The organism is Kribbella shirazensis (assembly GCF_011761605.1).
GTDB lineage: Bacteria > Actinomycetota > Actinomycetes > Propionibacteriales > Kribbellaceae > Kribbella > Kribbella shirazensis.
In genome coordinates this window covers 3,392,796-3,413,133 of sequence record NZ_JAASRO010000001.1, presented here as the reverse complement: position 1 = coordinate 3,413,133, position 20,338 = coordinate 3,392,796, and the positions used below count along the sequence as shown (strand labels likewise).

The window sequence follows — 20,338 nt, the reverse complement described above, 5'->3', positions numbered from 1 at the left end:
CGAGGATTCTGTGGAAGGTTGACTCGAAGGATCACGCGGTGACCGCGTCCTCGTCCACGACGAGTTCGGCGACCGCGCTACACCACTATCGGGGACTCAACTTCCAGATGTGCAAGCGCGAGCGAAGTGCTCGTGAAGATGATCGAAGGGCTTGCTCCGCGAGTTGTTGCATGGCTGGCAAAGCCCGGCGCGAAACTTCAGCTCGGATGAGCCTGCGCAATGTCGGAGCGCTTCCATTTGCGCTCCCGGGAATCAGCCAGCGCACCGCACCATCAGCAGCGTCCCACGTAGTCGAAGCGCATCTGAGCGGGGAGTTAGGTGATGCCGTAAGGCGACGGATCAGTTGGATGCACACACCCAGATTAGGTGGCACCACCGACAAGCCGGGCGTCGCGCGGCCTACCGTGGTGATCCGCAGCCGCGCGACCAGTAGTCCGCCCGGCTTCTCAGACCGCCGCGAGGTTCAGCTTGCGGATCGCCTCAGTGCACACCATGCCGCACCCAACACCGCGACTCCAGCGGCACGCCAGACGCCGTTGCCGGAAGTCGCCGAGCGGGTCCGATGCCGACCGCGCGGATCGGCGGATCAGAGAGACGTTGATGCGGCAGGGCGAGTTCCGGCGTGGTCGACGATGAAGCGGAATCCGTGGGGGCTGATCCACTCGATGCCTCCGCCGGGCAGGCGTCGGTTACGCCACCCGCCGAAGGTTTTCGCGCGGTGGTGGAGCCGGCTCTGCGGTATCAAGTTGTCGGTGCTGGTTTGGGGGGCTTGACCTGGTGGACCGGTGCGGTCGTATGGCCGGATGTGGTCCTGGTCCATCGAGACGGTGGCCTCGGCGGTGCCGTAGGGGAACATGTCGACCGAGTGGCGGAGCCGGACGCGTTCGCGGATTCGGTCGGGGATCTCGTAGCTGTGAACACTGACCTGATCATGCAGGTCGATCACCGGCTTGACCACGACCTGGTCGTGACCGAGCAGTTCGGTCAGTTGGCGCGCGAGCAGCGGGCCGAGTTCTTCCACGCGGAGTACGCCGTTGCCGGCAGCAAGGGTCTTGTCGGTGAGGTGCACGTACAGCGTGTGCCGGTTCCGGCGACCGCTACCCGCGCCGAGGCCATGGCTGTAGGCGTCGCGCTTGATCGCAGCAAGCCGGGCCGCGAGCGTGCCGGCCAAGGCCTGTCGCGTAAAACCGTCCTCACCGTCGACGTCAACTTCCGTGTCACCGTCGGCGTCACCGTCCAGGTCGCCGCCGTCCAGGTCGCCGCCGATCTCACGGTCGACCTCATCGCCGATCTCACGGTCCAGGTCGTCGATGTCACCGTCGGTCATGTCGTGGCGAGTGTCGATCGGAGCCGTCGCGGCGGGGTCATCAGCCGGCAGGACCTGCTCCGCCTCCAGCACTGAATCACAGCAGTCCGGTGCCGCCGGCTGGCCGTCGTCTGTCCCGACGTCGTCTCCCCAGGCCGTGCTGCCGGTAGTCGCACTGCCCGTAGCCGCACCGCCCGCCGCCCCACCGCCCGTCGCCGCACCGCCCGTCGCCGCACCGCCCGTCGCCGCACCGCCCGCAGCCGCTCTGGTGGCGTCTCGCCTGGAGGCGTGAGCGCCGGCAACGTTGACTCCGGCGGTGGCTGTGTCGGCCGCATCGGCACCATCGGCGGGGTCGGTGTTGTCGGCTGGGTTGCTGGCCGGGTTGCTGGGTGGGCTGGGTTGGGTGCGGGCGAGGTAGCGCGCGACTTCGAGCAACTGGTGCGCGGCGGCGGGGTCGGCGATCCAGCCGATCGCCTTGGCACGGCGCTGATCGAGGGTGTCGGTGTCGCCGAGGATCTTGAGGGCTCGAGCGAGGTCGTCGATGGTGGCGTCGAAGCGGATCACATCACCCGCAGCCGCACGGACCCAGATCCGTTTGGTGCCATGGTCGTCGGACTGAGCCACGAACACCCCGCGGGCCCGGGCGGCCGCTTCGGCGTCGGCTTGGGCTTGCTCGGGGTCAGCTTCCCAGATGGCGGCGGTGACGATGGTCTTCAGCTTGCGCGGGGTCACGGTGTTGACGATGCCGGCAACGCGGCGGTCGACGACCGCGGCCGCCTCCAGGGACAGCGACAGGCAGGCCTCGGCGATCTTGCGTGCCCGCCAAGTGATTGCCTGCCCGGACAGCACTGCCGCCCACACCCGCGGGAGGCGGTGCCGCAGCGCCAGCGCCTCCCCGATGAGTGAGGCGGCGGCTCCGCTGGACATGCCCAGGACGGCGCCGAACTCGACCGGCGCGAACTCGGCGATCTCGGGGCAGCCGTCGCCGCCGTACACGACGAACCGCTCACAACCCGGCAGCGGCTTGTGGCCGGGAATCACCGCATTGCGGTCCGCGAAGGCGAGCGCGGTCCGCAAGATCCCTACGGCGGCGCGTTCTTGATCCTGGGCGTACTCGGCTGCCGCGGCCAGCAGGTCGCGGTCGCTGAGGTCATCCAGATCGTTGTCGAACATGTGTTCTATTGTAGATCACAGAATGATCACGGGCAAATCGATCCGACACCGGGATCCCTTGTAAACAAGGCCAAATACCAAAGGAATCATGATGCCGAAGGGAGCCATTTCTGAGAACCAGCCAGGCCGTGACGGAGGCGCTGGCACCTCGGACCTCGACCACGAACCACCCTCAACTGGCGGGAAACAGCGGCCGCGCAGCGGTGACCTTTCACTCAGCCGTCTCCAGGAGAACGCGGCCGTGGCACATCCTGCGCCCGACCGGATGTGCAGGTGCCGACGACAGTCGGGAAGGCGCCAGCACGACCCCGCACGCCGCCGGAGGCGGACAACAGAACAGCCGCCGCGAAGCGGTGTCCTTTGGGCGAGCGCGGAGTGGTGTCCTTTTACTCGACCATCGAGGCGTACGAGATGACGCCTCGGCGGATTTGGTCTACTACGGATCGGGCTGTGCGGCGGAGGGGGGTGTCGCCGGCTGCGTCGGCGATTTGTTCTGTCAGGTCGATGAGTTGCTTGACCCAGCGGACGAAGTCGCCGGCGGCCAGGTCGGACTCGTACAGGACCTCGGCCAGCGACGCACCTGACGCCCACCGGAACGCGGGCCAGCAGAAGTTCAGGTCCATCGAGCGCAGGAAGTCCACCCGCATGTCCCGCTCGAGCGCGGACAGGTCGCGCCAGATCGCGCCCATCCGCTCCAGTGCCAGCCGTACGTCGCCACGCGGCAACCGCGGTGAAGTCGGATCGTCCTTCGATCGTGACTCGTACACCAACGCGGCGAGGCAGGCCGCCAACTCGGGCACGGTCAGGTCGTCGAAGACCCCTTGCCGCAGGCACTCGGCCGCGACCAGGTCGAGCTCGGTGTAGATCCGGGCCAGCCGGTCACCGGCCTCGGTGGTCTTGTCACCGTCCAGGTAGTGCAGCGCGTCCAGCACCTGGCAGACCCGGTCGAACTGGCGGGCGATCGTGTTCGTCCGCTGCTCGATCTTGCGCTGGACCTCACGGTTCTCCCGGTCCAGGCGGAAGTACCGCTCCGCCCACCGCGCGTGGTCCTCGCGGTCCGAGCAGCCGTGGCACGGGTGCGCGCGCAGTTGTGCCCGCATCTCCTGCAGCTCCGGATCGTCCGCGTGCGCGACGACGTCCCGCGCGCGCGACGGCGGTCCGTCCTCGCCGAGCAGGTCGGTCCGGTTCCGCAGTACCTGGGCGAGCTCGCGGCGCTGCTGCGGGTTGCGCGGGTTGAACTTCCGCGGGATCCGGAGCGTGCCGATCGCCTCGACCGGCGTCGGGAAGTCGACCATCGACAGCTTCCGCACCTGACGGTCCAGCGTCAGCACCGTCGGCCGCGGGCCCTCGCGCTCGGACCGCATGCCCGGGTCGAGCACCAGCGCCCAGCCCGCACTCCGGCCGGCCGGGATCCGGATGATGTCCCCGGTCCTGAGCTTCTCGATCGACTCCTGCGCCTCGACCCGGCGGTCGAGCTTGCGCCGCTTCGAGCCGGACGCCTCGCGCTCACTGATCCGCCGGCGCAGCGCGGCGTACTCGAGGAAGTCGCCGAGGTGGCACTCGATCGACTCCTTGTACCCCTCCAACGCCTCGGTGTTGCGCTGCACCTGCCGCGCCAGCCCGACGACGGCCTGGTCGGACTGGAACTGCGCGAACGACAGCTCGAGCATGTCCCGGGCCCGCGTCCGCCCGACCTGGCGCACCAGGTTGACGGCCATGTTGTACGACGGGGAGAACGACGACCGCAGCGGATACGTCCGCGTCGACGCCAGGCCCGCGACCTCCCGCGGGTCGAACCCGGGCTGCCACAGCACGACCGCATGACCCTCGACGTCGATCCCGCGCCGCCCGGCGCGACCGGTGAGCTGTGTGTACTCCCCCGGCGTGATGTCGACGTGCGCCTCACCGTTCCACTTCGAGAGCTTCTCGAGGACGACGGTGCGGGCCGGCATGTTGATGCCCAGGGCAAGCGTCTCGGTGGCGAACACGACCTTGATCAGGCCGCGGGCGAACAGTTCCTCGACGACCTCCTTGAACGCGGCCAGCATGCCTGCGTGGTGCGCCGCGATCCCGCGACTCAGCGCCTCGGCGAAGTCGTGGTACCCGAGCACGCCGAGGTCCTCGTCCGGGAGGTCCGCCGTACGCTCGGCCACCACCCGCTTGATCTCGTCGCGCTCCGAGGGCTTCGTCAGCCGCAGACCGGACCGCAGGCACTGCACGACCGCGTCCTCACAGCCCTTGCGGGAGAAGATGAAGTAGATCGCGGGCAGCAACGCCCCGGCGTCCAGCTCCTCGACCACGTCCGAGCGGTACGGCGTGAAATGCGTCCTCGCCGGCCTGTTCTTGGGCATGTCCCGGCGCCGGCGCGGTTTGCGCGAATCGTCCCGGAACACCCGGTTGTCGTCGCGGGCGATCCGCACCAGCTGCGGGTTGACCAGGTCCTTGAGGTCGGCCTTGACCGCCTTCGCCGGATTGCCCGACTTGGACGGCTTCGCAGGAGCGCCGACCCGAGCGGTCGGCGCCTCACCGGCGAACAGGTCGTGCAGCCGCTTCCCGACCATCACGTGCTGGAACAGCGGCACCGGCCGCCTCTCCTCCAGTACGACGACCGTGTTGCCGCGGACCGTCTCGAGCCAGTCGCCGAACTCCTCCGCGTTGCTCACGGTCGCCGACAGCGAGACCACCGAGACCGAGTCCGGCAGGTGGATCAGCACCTCTTCCCAGACGGCGCCGCGGGACCGGTCGGCCAGGTAGTGCACCTCGTCCATCACGACGTACGACAGGCCGAGCAGCGTGCTGGAGCCGGCGTACAGCATGTTCCGCAGGACCTCGGTCGTCATGACGACGATCGGGGCCTCGGAGTTCACCGAGTTGTCGCCTGTGAGCAGGCCGACCTTCTCGGCGCCGTACCTGCTCACCAGGTCGCCGTACTTCTGGTTGCTGAGGGCCTTGATCGGGGTGGTGTAGAAGCACTTCTGCCCGCGCTGCAGCGCCAGATGGACGGCGAACTCGCCGACCAGCGTCTTGCCGGAGCCGGTGGGCGCCGCGACCAGCACCTGGTGACCGTCCTCCAGGGCCGCACAGGCACGGAGCTGGAACTCGTCCAGCTCGAAGTCGTACAGCGCCCGGAACTCCTTGACGGCAGGATGCTCCTGGTCCGAGCGGAACGAGGCGTACTTCTCGGACGGGGTGCTCACGGACCCCAGACTATGCGACGCCTCCCCCAAAACCTTCGAGCCGGTTCCTGATGAAGGTCGCGGCGTGGTCGAGCGCCTCGTCGGCCTCGGGGAGCATCCCGGCGAAATACTGGTACACGTGCGGCGCCCCGGCGACCACGTCCAGGCTGACGTCCACCTCCTGCTCGGCGGCGCGAGCAACCAGCCGCAGCGAGTCGTCCAGCAGCACCTCCGCCGAACCGACCTGCACCAGCAGCGGCGGCAGGCCCTTCAGGTCGGCGAGAACCGGACTCGCGAGCTCGTTTTTCGGGTCCGCACCACCCAGGTAGAGCTCGGCGGACTCAGCAATGTGCGCGCGAGTGAAGAGGGGGTCGAAGTCGCCCCGTGCGTCCATGCTCGGTCCGGTCATCGTGGCATCGGTCCACGGCGAGAACAGCACCACCCCCGCAGGCTGCGGCAGGCCTTCCGACCGCGCCGCGAGCAGCGTCGCCAGCGCGAGCCCGCCACCGGCCGAATCGCCGGCGATCACGACCTTCTGGCCGCTCTCGACCAGCTCCCGGTACGCCGCGAGCGCGTCGTGCACACCGGCCGGGAACGGATGCTCAGGCGCCAGCCGGTACTCCAGCGAGACCGCCGGGACACCACTGCGGCGTGACAGCGGCGCCGCCAGGTTCGCACCGGTCCGGGCGGAACCGATCACATACGCCCCGCCGTGCAGGTAGAGGATCACGCCTGCCTGGTCCGCGCCCGCGACCCGCACGTCGAGCGCCGGGACACCGCCCAGCGTGCGTTCGACGAGCGTCACGTCCTCGCCCAACGGGCGGTTCGCGAACAGGTCGTCGAAGTCCGCCCGCTGCTGCTCTGGCGTCCGTCCGAGTTCGCCCTTCTGCATCATGCCGCGTGCTGCCGCGCGTTCTTCAGCGCTCATCGCTCGTCTCCCACTGATAGATTCCGAGGAATATAGTTTTCTCCAACTACATTCCGAGGAATCTAATTCCGTGACTGATCTCACAGCATTGTTCACGGACCTGGTCCGGCTGGAGACGCGGCTGTACAACGTGCTCGACGCGCGACTGAAGGCTGAGCACGACCTTCCGCTCGGCCAGTTCGAGTTCCTGCGCTTCATCGCGTCCCACGGAGCCACCCGGGTCTTCGACCTCGCACGCGAGATGGCGATCACGGTCGGCGCCACCAGCAAGGCGGTCGACCGGCTGGAGTCCGCCGGGCGCGTCCGGCGTACGGCGAACCCGGACGACCGCCGGTCCTCACTGGTCGAACTGACCGCGGCCGGCGAGCAGGCGCTCGCCGCCGCGGAACCGACGGTCGAGGCCGAACTGCGGACGTGGGTCGGCTCCGCCCTGCCGGCACCTGTCCTCGAGCAACTCGCCACCAGCCTCTCGATGCTCCGCCAGCGCGCGGAGCTCGACCCCCGCACGGACCGCCACCACTCGACAACCGCCTGACTAGCCGATGTGGTACGGGTCGCCGTACACCGCCCAGTCGAGCGGAGTGTCCAGGTCGAAGTTGCCGTTGCGGAGGAAGACTCGCTGCGCGGTGTCGACCCGGCTGGTGTCGCTGTGCGCCTCCTCCTGCTTCATCGCCCAGACCCGCGCATCCAGGAACGCGTTCAGGTACGTCGTCTCGTCTCCGCCCTGCGCCGGCGGCTCCGCGGTGTCCAGCGCCCGCTGCCGAATGCTGCCGAAGCTGGTCGGGTCGTCGCCGTCCCCGTGCATGACGATCGCGTCGTAGTAGCAGAACTGCCCGAGCGTCCGCAGTCCGTCGGCCTTGCCGCGGGACACCGCCGGGTTGAAGTACACGCGGTCGCGCTCGTCGTTCTGGCACTGCTGGAACACCGAGTCGGCGGCGGCGGTACGCCAGTCGCCGGTGTAGTTCGGGTCCAGGCCCTCGTGCGAGTCGCTGCCGTCCACCGCGCGCAGCGCCGGCAGGTACTTCTCCAGCACGTTGCCCGGCTTCCGATCGGCGTACAGCTCGACGAGATCGAGCATGTCGCCGGTCCCGGAGCAGAACCCGATGATGCCCGCGGTGTACCCGCGGCCGTCGTCGATGTCCTCGATGTACTTGTACTGCGCCTTCCAGTCCAGCGACGAGTTCTCCGCGCTGCAGACGAGCTGCATCGCGATCTCCTTCTTCGCCGGGTCGTCGAGGCCGACAGCGTGGTGCACCGCGGCGTCGGCGTGCGGGGCGTAGCGGGAGACGGCGAAGCCGGTGGCCGGGACGGCGGCGAGCGAGAGGCCGAGCAGCAACGCGGTCCGGCGGGTGGGGCGGTTCTCCATGAGGTCCTCCGAGGGGCGTCCGAGGATGAACTGTTAGGAACCTTTCCTATCAGGCTATTCCTGGACGGAGAACCCCGCGAACATCAACGTTTCGTCTCAGGCGAAGACGGTCAGCGCGCCCGGGGCGATCCCGATGTCGACCGGCAGCGGCCCGAGCGGCTCACCGTCGGCGTACGCCGTGATGCCCGGCGACTCGATCCGGACCGAGCGGCCGCGCAGCATCCGCACCGCCGGGTGGCCGACGTGGGTGCCCTTGGACAGCTTCGGGAACATCTGCAGCAGCGTCAGCCGCGACACCGGCTCGATGATCGTCACGTCCAGCTGCCCGTCGTCGATCTCCGCGTCCGCGCAGATCCGCAGTCCCCCGCCGTACGTCGGCCCGGTACCGACCGCGACCAGCATGGCGCTGGTCTCGATCGGGTCGCCGTCGACGGTCACGACGTACTCCAGCGCCTTGAAGGTGCGCAGTTCGGCCAGCGTCGCGACCGTGTAGCGGGCATTGCCCTTCGGCCACGTCATCGCGTTGGCGCGCTTGTTGACGAGCGAGTCGAAGCCGCCCGCGACGACGGTGGTGATGAACTCGTCCTTCGCCACCGCGAGGTCGATCGCCCGGGTCCGGCCGGCGACCACCAGGTCGGCCGCGGCGGCCGGATCCTTCAGCGGCAGACCGAGGCCGCGGGCGAAGTCGTTGCCGGTGCCGGCCGGGATCACGCCGAACGGCATCCCGGAGTTGGCCAGCACCTGGGCGCCGAGGTGGATCGTGCCGTCGCCGCCGATCAGCACGACCGCGTCCGCACCGGACGCGACCACCTCGGCGGAGATCCGGCCGACGTCCTCGGCGCAGGTGGTGGTGTGCACGTCGACGGTCAGGCCGGCCGCAGCCAGCCGCTCCCGGACACCCGGCGCGATCCGCGCACCCAGCCCCCGGCCGCTGGTGGGGTTGACCACCAGCGCGATCCGCCTCACTCAGTCCGCCAGGAGTTCTTGGGTACGGCGAGCGCGGCGGCGGTCGTTGAAGTGCGAGATGACCTCGGCGACGAAGAACAGCAGGCACATCGGGATCGCCAGCAGACACATCGTGAACGGGTCACCGGACGGCGTCGCCACGGCGGCGAACACGAAGATCACCAGGACGATGTACGGCCGGAACTTGCTGAGCGCGGCGGCCGGCACCACGCCGACCATGTTCAGCAGCACGACGACCAGCGGGATCAGGAACGCCACACCGAAGACCAGCATCGTCCGCAGCACGAAGTCCAGGTAGTCGGGCAGCTCGACCAGGTTCTGGATGTCGAGCGGGGTGAAGCCCAGCAGGATCTCGATGCCCTTCGGCAGGGTCCAGTACGCGACCGCGATGCCGGCGGCGAACAGCGGGGTCGCGATCGCCGAGAAGATGTACGCCCACTTGCGCTCGCTGCGGTGCAGCCCGGGCGCGACGAAGGCCCACAGCTGGTACAGCCAGACCGGCGCCGCCATCACCAGACCGAACAGCGCCGAGATCTTGATCCGGAACGTCAGCGCGTTGCCGACACCCGGAAAGGTGAGCTGCGGCGTCTTCGACTGGCCGGCGTCCTTGGCCATCTCGGCCACGCTGGTCACGAACGGCTTGGTCAGGAACTCGAAGGCCTGGTTGTAGAAGATCCAGCCGACGATGGTCCCGACCACGATCGCGAGCACACTGATGAGCAGGCGGTTGCGCAGCTCGACAATGTGCTCGCGCAGGGTCATCCGACCCTCTGGGTCCCTCGGGCGGACGTCCTTCTTTTCTTTCCGTCGCCCGAACTTCACCATCGACACAGGTGGGGCGTTCGGCTCAGTTGGCCGTGTGGCTCGGCGGCAGGCCGTCGCCCGGCGCCTGGCCGTTCACCTGGTTCGGCTGCTGCGCCGCCTGGGCCTGCGCCGACTGCTGTGCCGACTGCTGTGCCGACTGCTGCGCCGGGGGCTGCGAGGCTTCTTCGGTCAGCTCCGGGTCCTTCTTCTTCGGGCCGACCTCTTCCTCCCAGATCTTCTTCGACTTGCCGAGCTGCTTCACCAGCGCCGGCAGCTTGGCCGAACCGAACAGCAGCACGACGATGGCGAGGATGATGAGCCATTCCGCGCCCTGGGGCATACCGATGAGCGGTGCTGCCATGTCGATCTCTCCCTTTCCAACATCAACTCGGGACTCGAGCCTGAGTTCGTGGCCGAATACTACGCCGGAGCGTCGGCGTCCTCACGGGTTTGTCCAGACCCGGCCTCGGACTGCGCTGCTTCCAGCTTGGACTGGGCGGCGACCAACTCACGCGTCAGTGCCTTGCCCTGGCCCCACAACTTCAGCGCGAGCAGGGCGAGCACGATCAGCCACACCGCCACCACCGCGAGGAAGAGCAGGAACCAGTACATACCTGGAGCCTAGCCGGTTCCGGCCCGCTGCCCACGCCCCGCGGTGCGTCTCGGCGGACAACGGTGTCGGAACGTGATGGTAAAACCGAGTGTCCAGCAGGCAGGTTCTCCAGCGGCGCGAGGGGTGCGGATGATGCGAATGGGGGTCGCGGAGCGACGGGCCCGGCTCGGGCGGCGGCACCGGCTCGGTGCGGGCTGTCAGGCGGCGGATCCGGTCGAGGCGGCGGCGTCGATGGTCGCGTTGCACGCCACCGATCCGGCCACTGTGCACCTGAGCGTGGCCGCGCGAGTACCGGGGAGTGACGTCGCGGGTACGGAGCGTGCACTGTACGACGATCGCTCGCTCATCCGGATGCTGGGCATGCGGCGGACCGTGTTCGTCGTACCGACGCCGTTCGCGCCTGTCGTCCAGGCGGCGTGCACGGACGACATCGCGGTGAAGCAGCGGAAGCTGCTGGTCAAGCACCTGGCCGAGTCCGGGATCGCCGACGACGCGGAGGCGTGCGGACGGTGGCTGGCGGCGGTCGAGGAGTCGACGGCGACCGCCCTGGCGCTGCGGGGCTCGGCGACCGCACAGGAGCTGTCCGCCGACGAGCCGCGGCTGCGGACGCGGTTGAACATGGCGGTCGGGAAGGCGTACGCCGCGCAGCCGTACGTCACGAGCCGCGTCCTGTTCCAGCTGTCCGCGGACGGGCGGATCGTGCGGGGGCGGCCGCTGGGGACGTGGTTGAGCGGGCAGCACCAGTGGTCGCCGGCCGCGGACTGGCTGCCCGGTGGACTCGGTGAGAAGCCGGTCGCGGAGGACGCCCGGGTGCTGCTCGCGCGGGCCTGGCTGGCGTCGTTCGGGCCGGGTACTGCGGCCGATCTGCAGTGGTACGCCGGGTGGACGCTGGGGCAGACGCGGAAGGCGCTGGCGGCTGTCGAGGCGGTCGAGGTGGACCTGGACGGTCAGGTCGGGTACGTCGCCCCGGGCGATGAGGAGCCCGAGGCGCCGGTGGAGCCGTGGGTCGCATTCCTTCCCGGTCTCGACCCGACGCCGATGGGCTGGAAGGAACGCGACTGGTTCCTCGGGCCGCACAAGGCGCAGCTGTTCGACAACACCGGCAACGTCGGCCCGACCATCTGGTCCGACGGCCGGATCATCGGCGGCTGGGGCCAGCCGGAGTCCGGTGAGGTCCGCTACCAGCTGCTGGAGGACGTCGGCGCCGACGTCACGGCCCTCGTCGACGCCGAGGCCGACCGCTGGACGACCTGGCTGTCCGGAGTCCGCGTCACGCCCCGCTTCCGTTCCCCACTCGAGAAGAAGCTCAGTCGGGGCTAGACGTCGTACGCCGAGAGGGCCTCGCGGGCGGTGGCGGCTATCTGGGTGGTGAGGTCCGGCGGGTCGAGGACCGTGGCGGCTCCGCCGAGGCGGAGGACCAGGCGCTGGAGCCAACTGGTGTCCGCGACGCGGAGTTTGACGATGAGCGAGTTGCCGGGGCCTTCCTCGACCGACTCGTTCGGGTAGTACTCGGCGACCCAGCGGGCGGGCGGGTCGAGTTTGAGCGTGGCCAGCAGATCGCGTTCGGACGGCTGGAACATGCCGTTGGACAGGTCCCGCGGCGTGGCCTCGGGCGGCGGTTCGCTCGGGAGGTCGAGCAGCTTCACGGCGGCGATCCGGTCCAGCCGGAACAGCCGGACGTCCTCGGCCAGCCGGCACCACGCCTCGAGGTACGTCCGTCCCTCCGACACCACGAGCCGCATCGGGTCCACGTCACGCTCGGTCGTCTCGTCGCGCGACGGTACGTCGTACGTCAGATGCAACCGCCGCTGCGTCGCCAGCCCGCGGTTGACGATCTCGGCGATCTCGGGCGCGGCCGGCTCGACGTGCACGTGCGCCGCCGCACCTTCGTTCGCCGCCGCGGCCTCGCCGGCCGCCCGCTCCAGCTTCGCGATCGCCCGGTCGACGGCGTCCCGGTCGGCGCCGGCCGTCACCTCGCGCAGCGTCCGCAGCGCGGTCAGCAACGCGAGCGCCTCGGCCGCGGCCAGCCGCAGCGGACGCGCCAGGTAGTCGGCGTTGTTGATGTGGATGACGCCGTCGCCCTCGGCCGCCTCGATGTCGATCTCGATCAGATCGCCCATCTGCGCACCCGGCAGCCCACAGAACCACAGCACCTTCAGGTCCGCGATGATCTGCTTCGGCCGGACCCCGAACTCCTTCGCGACGTCGTCGACCCGCGCCCCGTCGTTCTCCCGCAGGTAAGGCACCAACGCCAGCAGCCGCTGCACCTGGTCACGCGCGTTGCTCATACCCCGGCCACCGTCCGCAACCGCCACAGCACCCCGTCGAGGACGTCGCCAGGGCCTTCGACGACGGCGTCGGTTCCGTACGACGCGATTTCCTCGGCCAGCACGGACGAGTCCGCGTACGGGACGTGGAGCAGGTCCCAGCCGTCCTCGTACGGCTCGATGGCGTTCGCGCGCCGCCGCAGGCTCACACACGACCCGGTCCGCGCCCGCACCTTCGCCTCGGACGTCGGCCGCGGCGGCGCCAGCTCGGTCACCAGCGAGCGCAGATCCGTCCCTTCGGGCACGGTGAACGCGCCCGGCTCCCCCACCGTCTTCACGTCGCCGCCGATCCGCGACAGCCGGAACATCCGGGTCGCCTGGCGGTCCCGGTCCCGGCCGACGACGTACCAGCGGCCGTGCCAGGACACGATCCCCCACGGCTCCAGCGTCCGCGTGGTCGGCTCCGACGCCCCGCTGCGCAGATGCTGGAACCGGACCGCCTGCCGCGCCACCACAGCCGCCCACAGCGGGTCGAACGCCGGCTCCGACGCCCCGACGTGCGGCTCGATCGCGCTCAGCGCCGACTGGTCGGTCTGGATCCCGGCCGCCTTCAGCTTCAGCACCGCCGAGGTGGTCGCCTCGGACAGCCCGGCGTGCTGCCACACCCTTGCCGCAACGCCCAGTACGGCGGCCTCGTCCGGCTCCAGATGGACCTCGGGCAGTTCGAACACGTCGCGGCGGATCCGGTAACCGACCTCGTCGGAGAAGAACTTGTCGATCGTGCCCATCTCGATCGGGATGCCGAGGTCGCGCAGCTCGTCCTTGTCGCGCTCGAACATCTTCTCGAAGGCATCGTCGGTCTGCCCCGCGTACCCCTCGACGACCTCGCGGATCCGCTCCTTGGTCACGTAGGTGCGCGCGACCAGGAGGCAGATGACCACGTTGAGCAGTCGCTCACTCTTCCGCGCCGACACCCGACCACCTTACGGCCTCGGGGCGTCCAATTCCCGCCTTTCCGCACCGAAACTTCGAACACGGGTTCGACGGCACGGGCATGCCCTAGTCTCGGCACGTGATTCGGTGGCGGGACGGTGTGGTCGCACAGGTCGGACGGAGCTGGGCCGGTGCGCTCGAACTGACAGTGACGGTCGGAGAACAGTCTGTGCGCGCGCTGGCGTACCCGGACCTGGTCGGTACGCCGGTGCCTGGCGACCGCGTGCTGCTCAACGTCGGCGCACTGGACCGCGGTCTGGGGACAGGTGGTTACGCCCTGGTGGTCGCCGTACCGGACAGGCTCCCGGAGGACCCGCCGGAGCACGGGCACCTGGTGAAAGCGCGGTACACGCCGCTGCAGGCGATGGTGCTCGGTGCGGACGAGCAGGACTCCCCCGACCACGACGTACTGCGGGACGCGGACGACCTGTTCGGTACGCCGGTTGTAGTCGCGGATCTGCACTCCGCACTGCCCGCTGTGCTCGCCGGTGTGTACGAGGCGCGGCCGACCACACGGGTCGTCTACGTGATGACGGATGGCGGTGCGCTGCCGCTGGCGTTCTCGCGGAGCGTGGCAACGCTGCGGGACGCCGGCTGGGTCAGTGGGACTGTGACGGTCGGTCAGGCGTACGGCGGGGACCGTGAAGCGGTGACTGTCCACACCGGGCTGTTGACCGCCGTACAGGTGCTGGCGGCCGAACTGGTCGTCATCACGCAGGGACCGGGCAACCTGGGCACAGGTACTCGCTGGGGCTTCTCGGGCGTGCAGTCGGGTGAGGCGGTCAATGCGATCGGCACTCTGGGCGGCCGCGCTGTCGCCTCACTGCGGATCTCCGAAGCAGACCCCCGTCCACGGCACCGTGGCATCTCCCACCACAGCCTGACCGCCTACGGCCGCGTGGCGCTCCAGCCGGCCGATGTCGTCGTACCTGATCTGCCGGGCGACTTCGGTGATGCCGTGCGCGACGCCGCCGAGCCCCTGAAGGCCAGGCACCGAGTGGTGCGAACAGGAGTCGACGGGCTGTACGAGGCCTTGCAGGCAGCCCCGGTGAAGCTGTCGACCATGGGCCGCGGCCTGGACGAGGACCGCGCGTACTTCGAGGCCGCAGCCGCAGCAGGCCGCCACGCAGCCGGACTGGTGGACGTCCCGGCCCCGGAGCGCGGCTGAACGGTGGATCCAGGTCCACCTGGACTGTGGTTGCAGCACTCCTGTTCCGGAGCGGCTGCGCGGTGACAGTGGTTGCATGAACAGCACCAGGCATCGCGATCTCACCATCCACGACGTGGTACTACCGGAGCCGCCGCTGGCCGTCCGGAGCGCGACCACGCTGTGGTTCGCCGCGATCGGTGCCGGTGTCGTGGAGTCCGTCCTCGGTGTCCTCGGCGCCCTCGCCGACGGATCCTCCGTCTTCGGGCTGCTTCTCCAGATCGCGTTCCGCGCGATCGTGTACGGCGGACTCTTCGTGGTTGTCGACCGCTACTTCCGCCACGGCGTCCGCTGGTCCCGCTGGCTGCTCACCGGTCTGCTCGGCACGGTCGGCATCGCCTCGCTGGTGGTGGGTCCGATCGGCTGGCTCCTGCAGAACGGTGACTTCGGCACGCTGGACTGGTCCGCCTCGTTCATCGCCTTCGCCGCGGTCAGGTGCGTCCACCTCACCGCGGTCGTCACGGCGATCCTGCTCAGCTTCCAGCCGGACGCGAACCGCTGGTTCAGTCGCCGCCCGGTGCGGCGGACGCGCTGAAACGCCGAAGGACCGGCCTCCCGTACTGGGAGCCGGTCCTTCGGTGGAACTCGGGCCTTTACTGCCCGGTCTGCTTCGGCGCCGGGAAGGCGTTCAGGATGTCGATGACGGCGAAGGCGTTGACCGGCTTGCCGGCCTGGTCCTTGGACGCCGGGAGCTCGACCAGGACGCGACTGCCGACCGTGACGCCGGCAAGACCGTCGAGAGCGCCGGTCTGACCGTTGGGGCCTGGGCCGACCTGCAGCTGGTCGGTTGGAGCGGCCGGCTGCGCGGGGGCCTGCTGGGTGGCCGGCTGGGGGTCCCAGGTGCTGGCCTGCTTCTTGCCGGTGTAGTCGTAGACGACGTACCGGCCGATCAGCTGGCTGCCCTTGTCGATGGGCTTGCCCTTGCCGAGCGCGAACACGACCGGTTTGCCGGGCTTCGCCGGGGGCTTGGTGCCGGGCGCGACCGTCACCTTCGGCTCGGCGTCGAGGGCGCCGGAAACGGTGATCTTGGTGGGCGTCGACGGGGTGACCGGGTTCGCTTCCAGCGGGGTGTTGTTGGCCGCCGCGCCGACCAGGTCGACGACGAAGATCAGCGTGTCGTCACCCTTGATGCCGGCCTGCTCGTTGCCCTGCTCCTTGTAGCCCTTGTCGGCCGGGATCGACATCAGCACGCGGCTGCCGATCTTCTTGCCGACCAGGCCCTCGTCCCAGCCGGAGATGACGCCGCCGACACCGATCGGGAACGACGACGGCGCGCCGCGGTCGTAGGAGTTGTCGAAGACCTTGCCGTCGCGCCAGATCTGGCCGAGGTAGTTCGCGGTGAGCAGCTCACCCTTCTTCACCTCGGGACCGTCGCCCTCCTTGAGGACCTCGGTCACCAGTTGCTTCTCCGGTTCACCCTCGCGGTGCGTGACGGTCGGCTTCTGCCCGAAGTCGGAGGTCACCTTGATCCCGCCGGCCCCGAAATCGTCCTTCTCCGATCCGCACGCCACCAGGGAGGACCCCAGCGCCGCGACCACGACCAGACTCAACAGCTTGCGCACGAAACCAGCACCTCGAACCATCCCGGCGCAGGGTGCGCCGATCGCCTCCGGTCAACAACGCCGACCACCCTAGCCTGCGGGTTCAACCGCGAGAGCCGCCGCCCGCGTCACCGTTGAGTCACACCACGTACAGTCACAGCGCTCAGAACCCGACAGCGTTGTGGGGTGCGCGGTCCGGCCGCAGTACTGCGTCCAGACGAGATACCGCCCCGGGTGTGCGCTCCAGAACCCGTCCTGCGTACAACAGCTCGCTCGCGCGGACTCCACCTAGGTAGAGCGATGCCAGCTCGTTCACAGTCAGACTGATGTCCGGTTCCTCGTCTACCGCAGTACAGGTCGCTCCGTCGGGTGCTGCGTCCAGACGCCAGCGGCCGGCGCCGTACAGGTCGTCGGACACGTCCAGTACGAGTGAATCCGTCGCTGCGTACGTGCGTGCCTCGAGAGCCCGCCGTACGTCGAGAACGCGCAGCCACAGGTTGTCCCGGGTCCGGGTCAGCTTGAGCGCCCGTGGGTTGGTCAGCATCCACCGCAGTGGCTCGTCTACCGGCCGGCGTGCGGCGACGACCCGCTTGGTCAGGTCGAAGTCGAGCAGCAGACCCCACAACGCGCGGTACGCATCGGAGGTGAGCGCTTCGAAGGCTTCTACCTGCAGTACGCCGGTCTGCGCCGGGTCCGGCGACCAGGGCAACCGGAAGATCGCGGCACCGTCTACCGCACCGGACGCGTCGCGATGCAGCAGGTGGTGCGCCGGCCCCGATCCGTCCGCCGGTAGCCCACCGGCCGCGAGGCCCTCCCACTTCCCGGGCAACGGGCTGATCTCGCCCACGCGTTCAGCCCGTACGCGTTCGTGCAGCACCGGCCACGCCTCCCCCGCGACCGCACCGTCCACCAGCTCCAGCGCACCCGGATCCGTGAACTCGGAGCGGAAGGCCACGTCGGTACGGCGTACCTCCCACCGGTGCTGGAACGTCGCCGGCGAGAACCCGTACCGCCCGTAGATGGTCGCCTCGCTCGCACTCAGCCCGGCCAGGAACTCACCGCGCTCCCGGCAGTCGTCCAGCATCGCGGACATGATCTTCCGCAGCAGCCCACGCCGCCGGTACGTCGGCAGTACGGCGGTCGACGTGACACCGCCCAGCGCGCCCTGTTGCCCACCCGGCACGGTGACCTGGACGGAAACGATCGCCGAAGCACCTGCGATCTTCCCGTCCACGAACGCCGCCTGCGGGCGGATCCAGTCCGCCTGCAGGTCGGCGGCGTACTCCTCCACCTGGGCAGCGGTCGGAGGGACCTGTGGCGGCCAGGCCGCGCTACCGGCGTACCAGGCCGAGGGCTCGGGCTCCTCCTGCGGGAAGCCGTTCACGTACGGCAGGACGCGCAGGTACTCGTTCGCCTCCGCCGCGGTGATCGGCCGGATCTCGATCGTCATGTGCTCTTTGTAAGCAGCACAGGCCGACCAAGGCTCATCATTTAGCCAGGAACTACATGCTGGCGATGAGCTTCTCGACGCGCTCGTCGTGGGCCTTGAACGGGTCCTTGCACAGCACGGTCCGCTGGGCCTGGTCGTTCAGCTTCAGGTGCACCCAGTCGACGGTGAAGTCGCGCCGCCGCTCCTGCGCCCGCTTGATGAACTCACCGCGCAGCCGGGCCCGCGTCGTCTGCGGTGGCACCGACTTGGCCTCGAAGACCCGGAGATCGTCGACGACCCGGGTGACCGCGCCCTTGCGCTCGAGCAGGTAGTAGAGCCCGCGCGGACGGTGGATGTCGTGGTACGCCAGGTCGAGCTGCGCCACCCGCGGGCTGGCGAGACCGAGGTTGTTCTGCGCGCGGTAGCGCTCGATCAGCCGGTACTTGATCACCCAGTCGATCTCGCGCTCGATCCCCGACATGTCGCCGGACTCGATCGCCTTCAGCGTCCGCTCCCACAGCGACAGCGCCCGCTCGACGGCCGGTGTGCCCAGCTCGCGGCGGTCGACGAAGTCGCGCGCCTTGGTCAGGTACTCCGTCTGGATGTCGAGGGCGCTCGCCTCGCGGCCGTTCGCCAGCCGGACCTCGCGACGGCCGGTCATGTCGTGGCTGATCTCGCGGATCGCCCGGATCGGGTTGTCCAGGGTCAGGTCGCGCATCACGATGCCGGCCTCGATCATCCGCAGCACCAGGTCGGTGCTGGCCACCTTGAGCAGCATCGTGGTCTCGGACATGTTCGAGTCGCCGACGATCACGTGCAGCCGGCGGAACCGCTCGGCGTCCGCGTGCGGCTCGTCGCGGGTGTTGATGATCGGCCGGGACCGGGTGGTCGCGCTGGAAACGCCTTCCCAGATGTGCTCGGCCCGCTGGCTGACGCTGTACACCGCGCCGCGCGGGGTCTGCAGCACCTTGCCGGCGCCGCAGATCAGCTGCCGGGTGACCAGGAACGGGATCAGCACGTCGGCCAGCTTGGCGAAGTCGCCGTGCCTGCTGACCAGGTAGTTCTCGTGGCAGCCGTAGCTGTTGCCGGCCGAGTCGGTGTTGTTCTTGAACAGGTAGACGTCGCCGAAGATGCCTTCGTCGTGCAGCCGCTTCTGCGCGTCGACCAGCAGGCCCTCGAGGATCCGCTCACCGGCCTTGTCGTGCGCGATCAGGTCGGTGACCGAGTCGCACTCGCCGGTCGCGTACTCGGGATGGGAGCCCACGTCGAGATACAGGCGGGCTCCGTTGCGGAGGAAGACGTTGCTGCTCCGCCCCCAGGACACGACACGACGGAACAGGTACCGAGCCACCTCGTCCGGGGTCAGTCGCCGCTGCCCGCGGAACGTACAGGTGACGCCGTACTCGTTCTCCAGACCGAAGATTCGCCGGTTCACATCACCCACACTACGGCGCGGTTCCGACAACCGGGTGCCGTCCCAGGCGCGCCGTCGTACGGCGTTATCCCTTTGATGCCCGCAACAATGAGCTGTCCGCCCGCATCGTGACCACTGACGAAAGGATTTTCAGATGATCAGATACGGGCGAACGCTCGCGGCCGGGGTCCTGCTCGCAGGAGGTTTCGCGTCTGCCGCACCTGCCGGCGCGGCACCGGCCGGGGCCACCGCTGCCTGTTCGCTGCGGCTCGGCTCCGTGACGCCGGGTGGCGACCACACCGTCCAGACCATCACCGCGACCCCGTCCGCGGGCGCCCGCCGGGTCGGCCCGAAGGACCTGTATCCGGACGGCCAGGCGCGGCTGCCCAGCTCGGTGCGGTACGAACCCGTCGTCCCGGCCGGCGAGCAGCGCCAGGGCCTGGTCGTCGTCGGTCCGAACATGTACCGGTCGTCGTACACGACGGACGGCACCGGCACCGCGGTGGTGCCTGGTTCGGTGACGCAGACCCTGATCGCCGGCGGGTGGAGCGACGACTACAAGTACGTCGAGCGCAGCGAGTACTCGGGGACGTCGTTCAGCCGGGAGAACGTCTACTCGCTGGCCATCGACCCGCTCAACGGGCTCATCATCCGCTGGACGGTCACCGACACCGGGTGGCGGTACCGCACTACGTTCCCCGGGTTCAAGGCGGTGAAGACCATGGCCCTGATCGGCCAGGGGGCTCGCTACGACACCTTCCTCGCTACCACGAACGGCGGAGCGCTCTACACCGTCCAGGTGCCGACGGGGTCGGGCAAGCCGGTGGTGACGAAGATCCGGACGTCGACCTGGCAGGGGTTCGAGACGCTGATCGCGGAGAAGTGCGGGAACTACGGGACCCTGCTGCTCGGCATCGACAAGAACACCGGTGCGGGCTACCTGTACGCCGTCGGCCACGCCAACGGCGCCGCCACGGTCATCAAGGGCCTCGGCAAGGTCCCGACCACCTTCCCGGCCGGCGACTCGTACTTCCGCTACAACCTGGCAGGCGTCCACCTGAACGGCGCCTGACCTCGACTGGCGTCTCCACCCGGGGCCGTAACTCCGGGTGGAGATGCCGGCGGATCAGCCGACCACTGCGCGCGCGGCTGCCA

The 20,338-nt window shown here is 69.2% G+C and carries 18 protein-coding genes; 5 read left to right on the top strand and 13 right to left on the bottom strand.

Annotated elements, in window-relative coordinates; translation table 11 throughout:
* Positions 1–586: 586 nt before the first annotated feature.
* The 3 genes from BJY22_RS16800 to BJY22_RS16790 all read right to left on the bottom strand — a co-directional run bounded on the left by BJY22_RS16800 (position 587) and on the right by BJY22_RS16790 (position 6,583).
* On the bottom strand, positions 587–2,479 hold the full coding sequence (locus tag BJY22_RS16800; RefSeq protein WP_167207843.1) for a 13E12 repeat family protein: 1,893 nt from the start codon (positions 2,477–2,479) through the stop codon (positions 587–589).
* A gap of 386 nt (positions 2,480–2,865) precedes the next feature.
* The gene (locus BJY22_RS16795) at positions 2,866–5,676 is read right to left on the bottom strand and encodes a DEAD/DEAH box helicase (protein ID WP_167207841.1); all 2,811 of its coding nucleotides are present in this window, start codon (positions 5,674–5,676) and stop codon (positions 2,866–2,868) included.
* Positions 5,677–5,686: 10 nt separating this feature from the next.
* Positions 5,687–6,583, bottom strand: coding sequence for an alpha/beta hydrolase (locus BJY22_RS16790; RefSeq protein ID WP_167207839.1), 897 nt, complete (start codon positions 6,581–6,583; stop codon positions 5,687–5,689).
* Positions 6,584–6,653: 70 nt separating this feature from the next.
* Between BJY22_RS16790 and BJY22_RS16785 the strand changes: the two genes are divergently transcribed.
* Positions 6,654–7,118: a MarR family transcriptional regulator gene (locus tag BJY22_RS16785; protein WP_202891144.1), complete on the top strand. Its 465-nt coding sequence runs from the start codon at positions 6,654–6,656 to the stop codon at positions 7,116–7,118.
* Here the strand turns inward: BJY22_RS16785 and BJY22_RS16780 are convergent, their stop codons facing one another.
* The 5 genes from BJY22_RS16780 to BJY22_RS16760 form a co-directional block, all read right to left on the bottom strand.
* Complete coding sequence (locus BJY22_RS16780; RefSeq protein WP_167207835.1) at positions 7,119–7,949, bottom strand: chitosanase; 831 nt, start codon at positions 7,947–7,949, stop codon at positions 7,119–7,121.
* A 96-nt stretch (positions 7,950–8,045) separates the two neighbouring features.
* On the bottom strand, positions 8,046–8,915 hold the full coding sequence (locus BJY22_RS16775; RefSeq protein WP_167207832.1) for a YegS/Rv2252/BmrU family lipid kinase: 870 nt from the start codon (positions 8,913–8,915) through the stop codon (positions 8,046–8,048).
* Entirely contained in the window at positions 8,916–9,677 is a 762-nt protein-coding gene (gene tatC / locus BJY22_RS16770) for a twin-arginine translocase subunit TatC (RefSeq protein WP_167207830.1), read from the bottom strand.
* Between the two features lie 85 nt (positions 9,678–9,762).
* Positions 9,763–10,080: a twin-arginine translocase TatA/TatE family subunit gene (locus BJY22_RS16765; protein ID WP_167207828.1), complete on the bottom strand. Its 318-nt coding sequence runs from the start codon at positions 10,078–10,080 to the stop codon at positions 9,763–9,765.
* A gap of 59 nt (positions 10,081–10,139) precedes the next feature.
* Positions 10,140–10,331, bottom strand: coding sequence for a hypothetical protein (locus BJY22_RS16760; protein ID WP_167207826.1), 192 nt, complete (start codon positions 10,329–10,331; stop codon positions 10,140–10,142).
* Positions 10,332–10,461: 130 nt separating this feature from the next.
* On the opposite strand from BJY22_RS16760, the gene BJY22_RS16755 reads away from it, so the two are divergent.
* On the top strand, positions 10,462–11,652 hold the full coding sequence (locus tag BJY22_RS16755; RefSeq protein ID WP_167207824.1) for a winged helix DNA-binding domain-containing protein: 1,191 nt from the start codon (positions 10,462–10,464) through the stop codon (positions 11,650–11,652).
* Here the strand turns inward: BJY22_RS16755 and BJY22_RS16750 are convergent.
* On the bottom strand, positions 11,649–12,620 hold the full coding sequence (locus BJY22_RS16750) for a helix-turn-helix transcriptional regulator (RefSeq protein WP_167207822.1): 972 nt from the start codon (positions 12,618–12,620) through the stop codon (positions 11,649–11,651). The two genes, BJY22_RS16755 and BJY22_RS16750, sit on opposite strands and share 4 nt — an antisense overlap.
* The gene (locus BJY22_RS16745; protein ID WP_167207820.1) at positions 12,617–13,573 is read right to left on the bottom strand and encodes a WYL domain-containing protein; all 957 of its coding nucleotides are present in this window, start codon (positions 13,571–13,573) and stop codon (positions 12,617–12,619) included. The genes BJY22_RS16750 and BJY22_RS16745 overlap by 4 nt, the downstream gene beginning before the upstream one ends.
* Before the next feature lie 98 nt (positions 13,574–13,671).
* On the opposite strand from BJY22_RS16745, the gene BJY22_RS16740 reads away from it, so the two are divergent.
* The gene (locus BJY22_RS16740) at positions 13,672–14,760 is read left to right on the top strand and encodes a DUF3866 family protein (protein WP_167207818.1); all 1,089 of its coding nucleotides are present in this window, start codon (positions 13,672–13,674) and stop codon (positions 14,758–14,760) included.
* A gap of 76 nt (positions 14,761–14,836) precedes the next feature.
* Positions 14,837–15,334 carry a hypothetical protein gene (locus BJY22_RS16735; RefSeq protein WP_167207816.1) on the top strand — a complete coding sequence of 166 codons (498 nt, stop codon included), beginning with the start codon at positions 14,837–14,839 and terminating at the stop codon, positions 15,332–15,334.
* A 58-nt stretch (positions 15,335–15,392) separates the two neighbouring features.
* On the opposite strand, the gene BJY22_RS16730 is transcribed toward BJY22_RS16735, so the two are convergent.
* The 3 genes from BJY22_RS16730 to pafA form a co-directional block, all read right to left on the bottom strand.
* Positions 15,393–16,361: an FKBP-type peptidyl-prolyl cis-trans isomerase gene (locus BJY22_RS16730; protein WP_167207814.1), complete on the bottom strand. Its 969-nt coding sequence runs from the start codon at positions 16,359–16,361 to the stop codon at positions 15,393–15,395.
* Positions 16,362–16,503: 142 nt separating this feature from the next.
* Entirely contained in the window at positions 16,504–17,790 is a 1,287-nt protein-coding gene (locus tag BJY22_RS16725; RefSeq protein WP_167207812.1) for a GNAT family N-acetyltransferase, read from the bottom strand.
* A gap of 52 nt (positions 17,791–17,842) precedes the next feature.
* The gene (gene pafA, locus BJY22_RS16720; RefSeq protein WP_167207811.1) at positions 17,843–19,204 is read right to left on the bottom strand and encodes a Pup--protein ligase; all 1,362 of its coding nucleotides are present in this window, start codon (positions 19,202–19,204) and stop codon (positions 17,843–17,845) included.
* A 133-nt stretch (positions 19,205–19,337) separates the two neighbouring features.
* Between pafA and BJY22_RS16715 the strand changes: the two genes are divergently transcribed.
* Positions 19,338–20,255: a hypothetical protein gene (locus tag BJY22_RS16715; RefSeq protein WP_238350381.1), complete on the top strand. Its 918-nt coding sequence runs from the start codon at positions 19,338–19,340 to the stop codon at positions 20,253–20,255.
* Positions 20,256–20,338 lie beyond the last annotated feature (83 nt).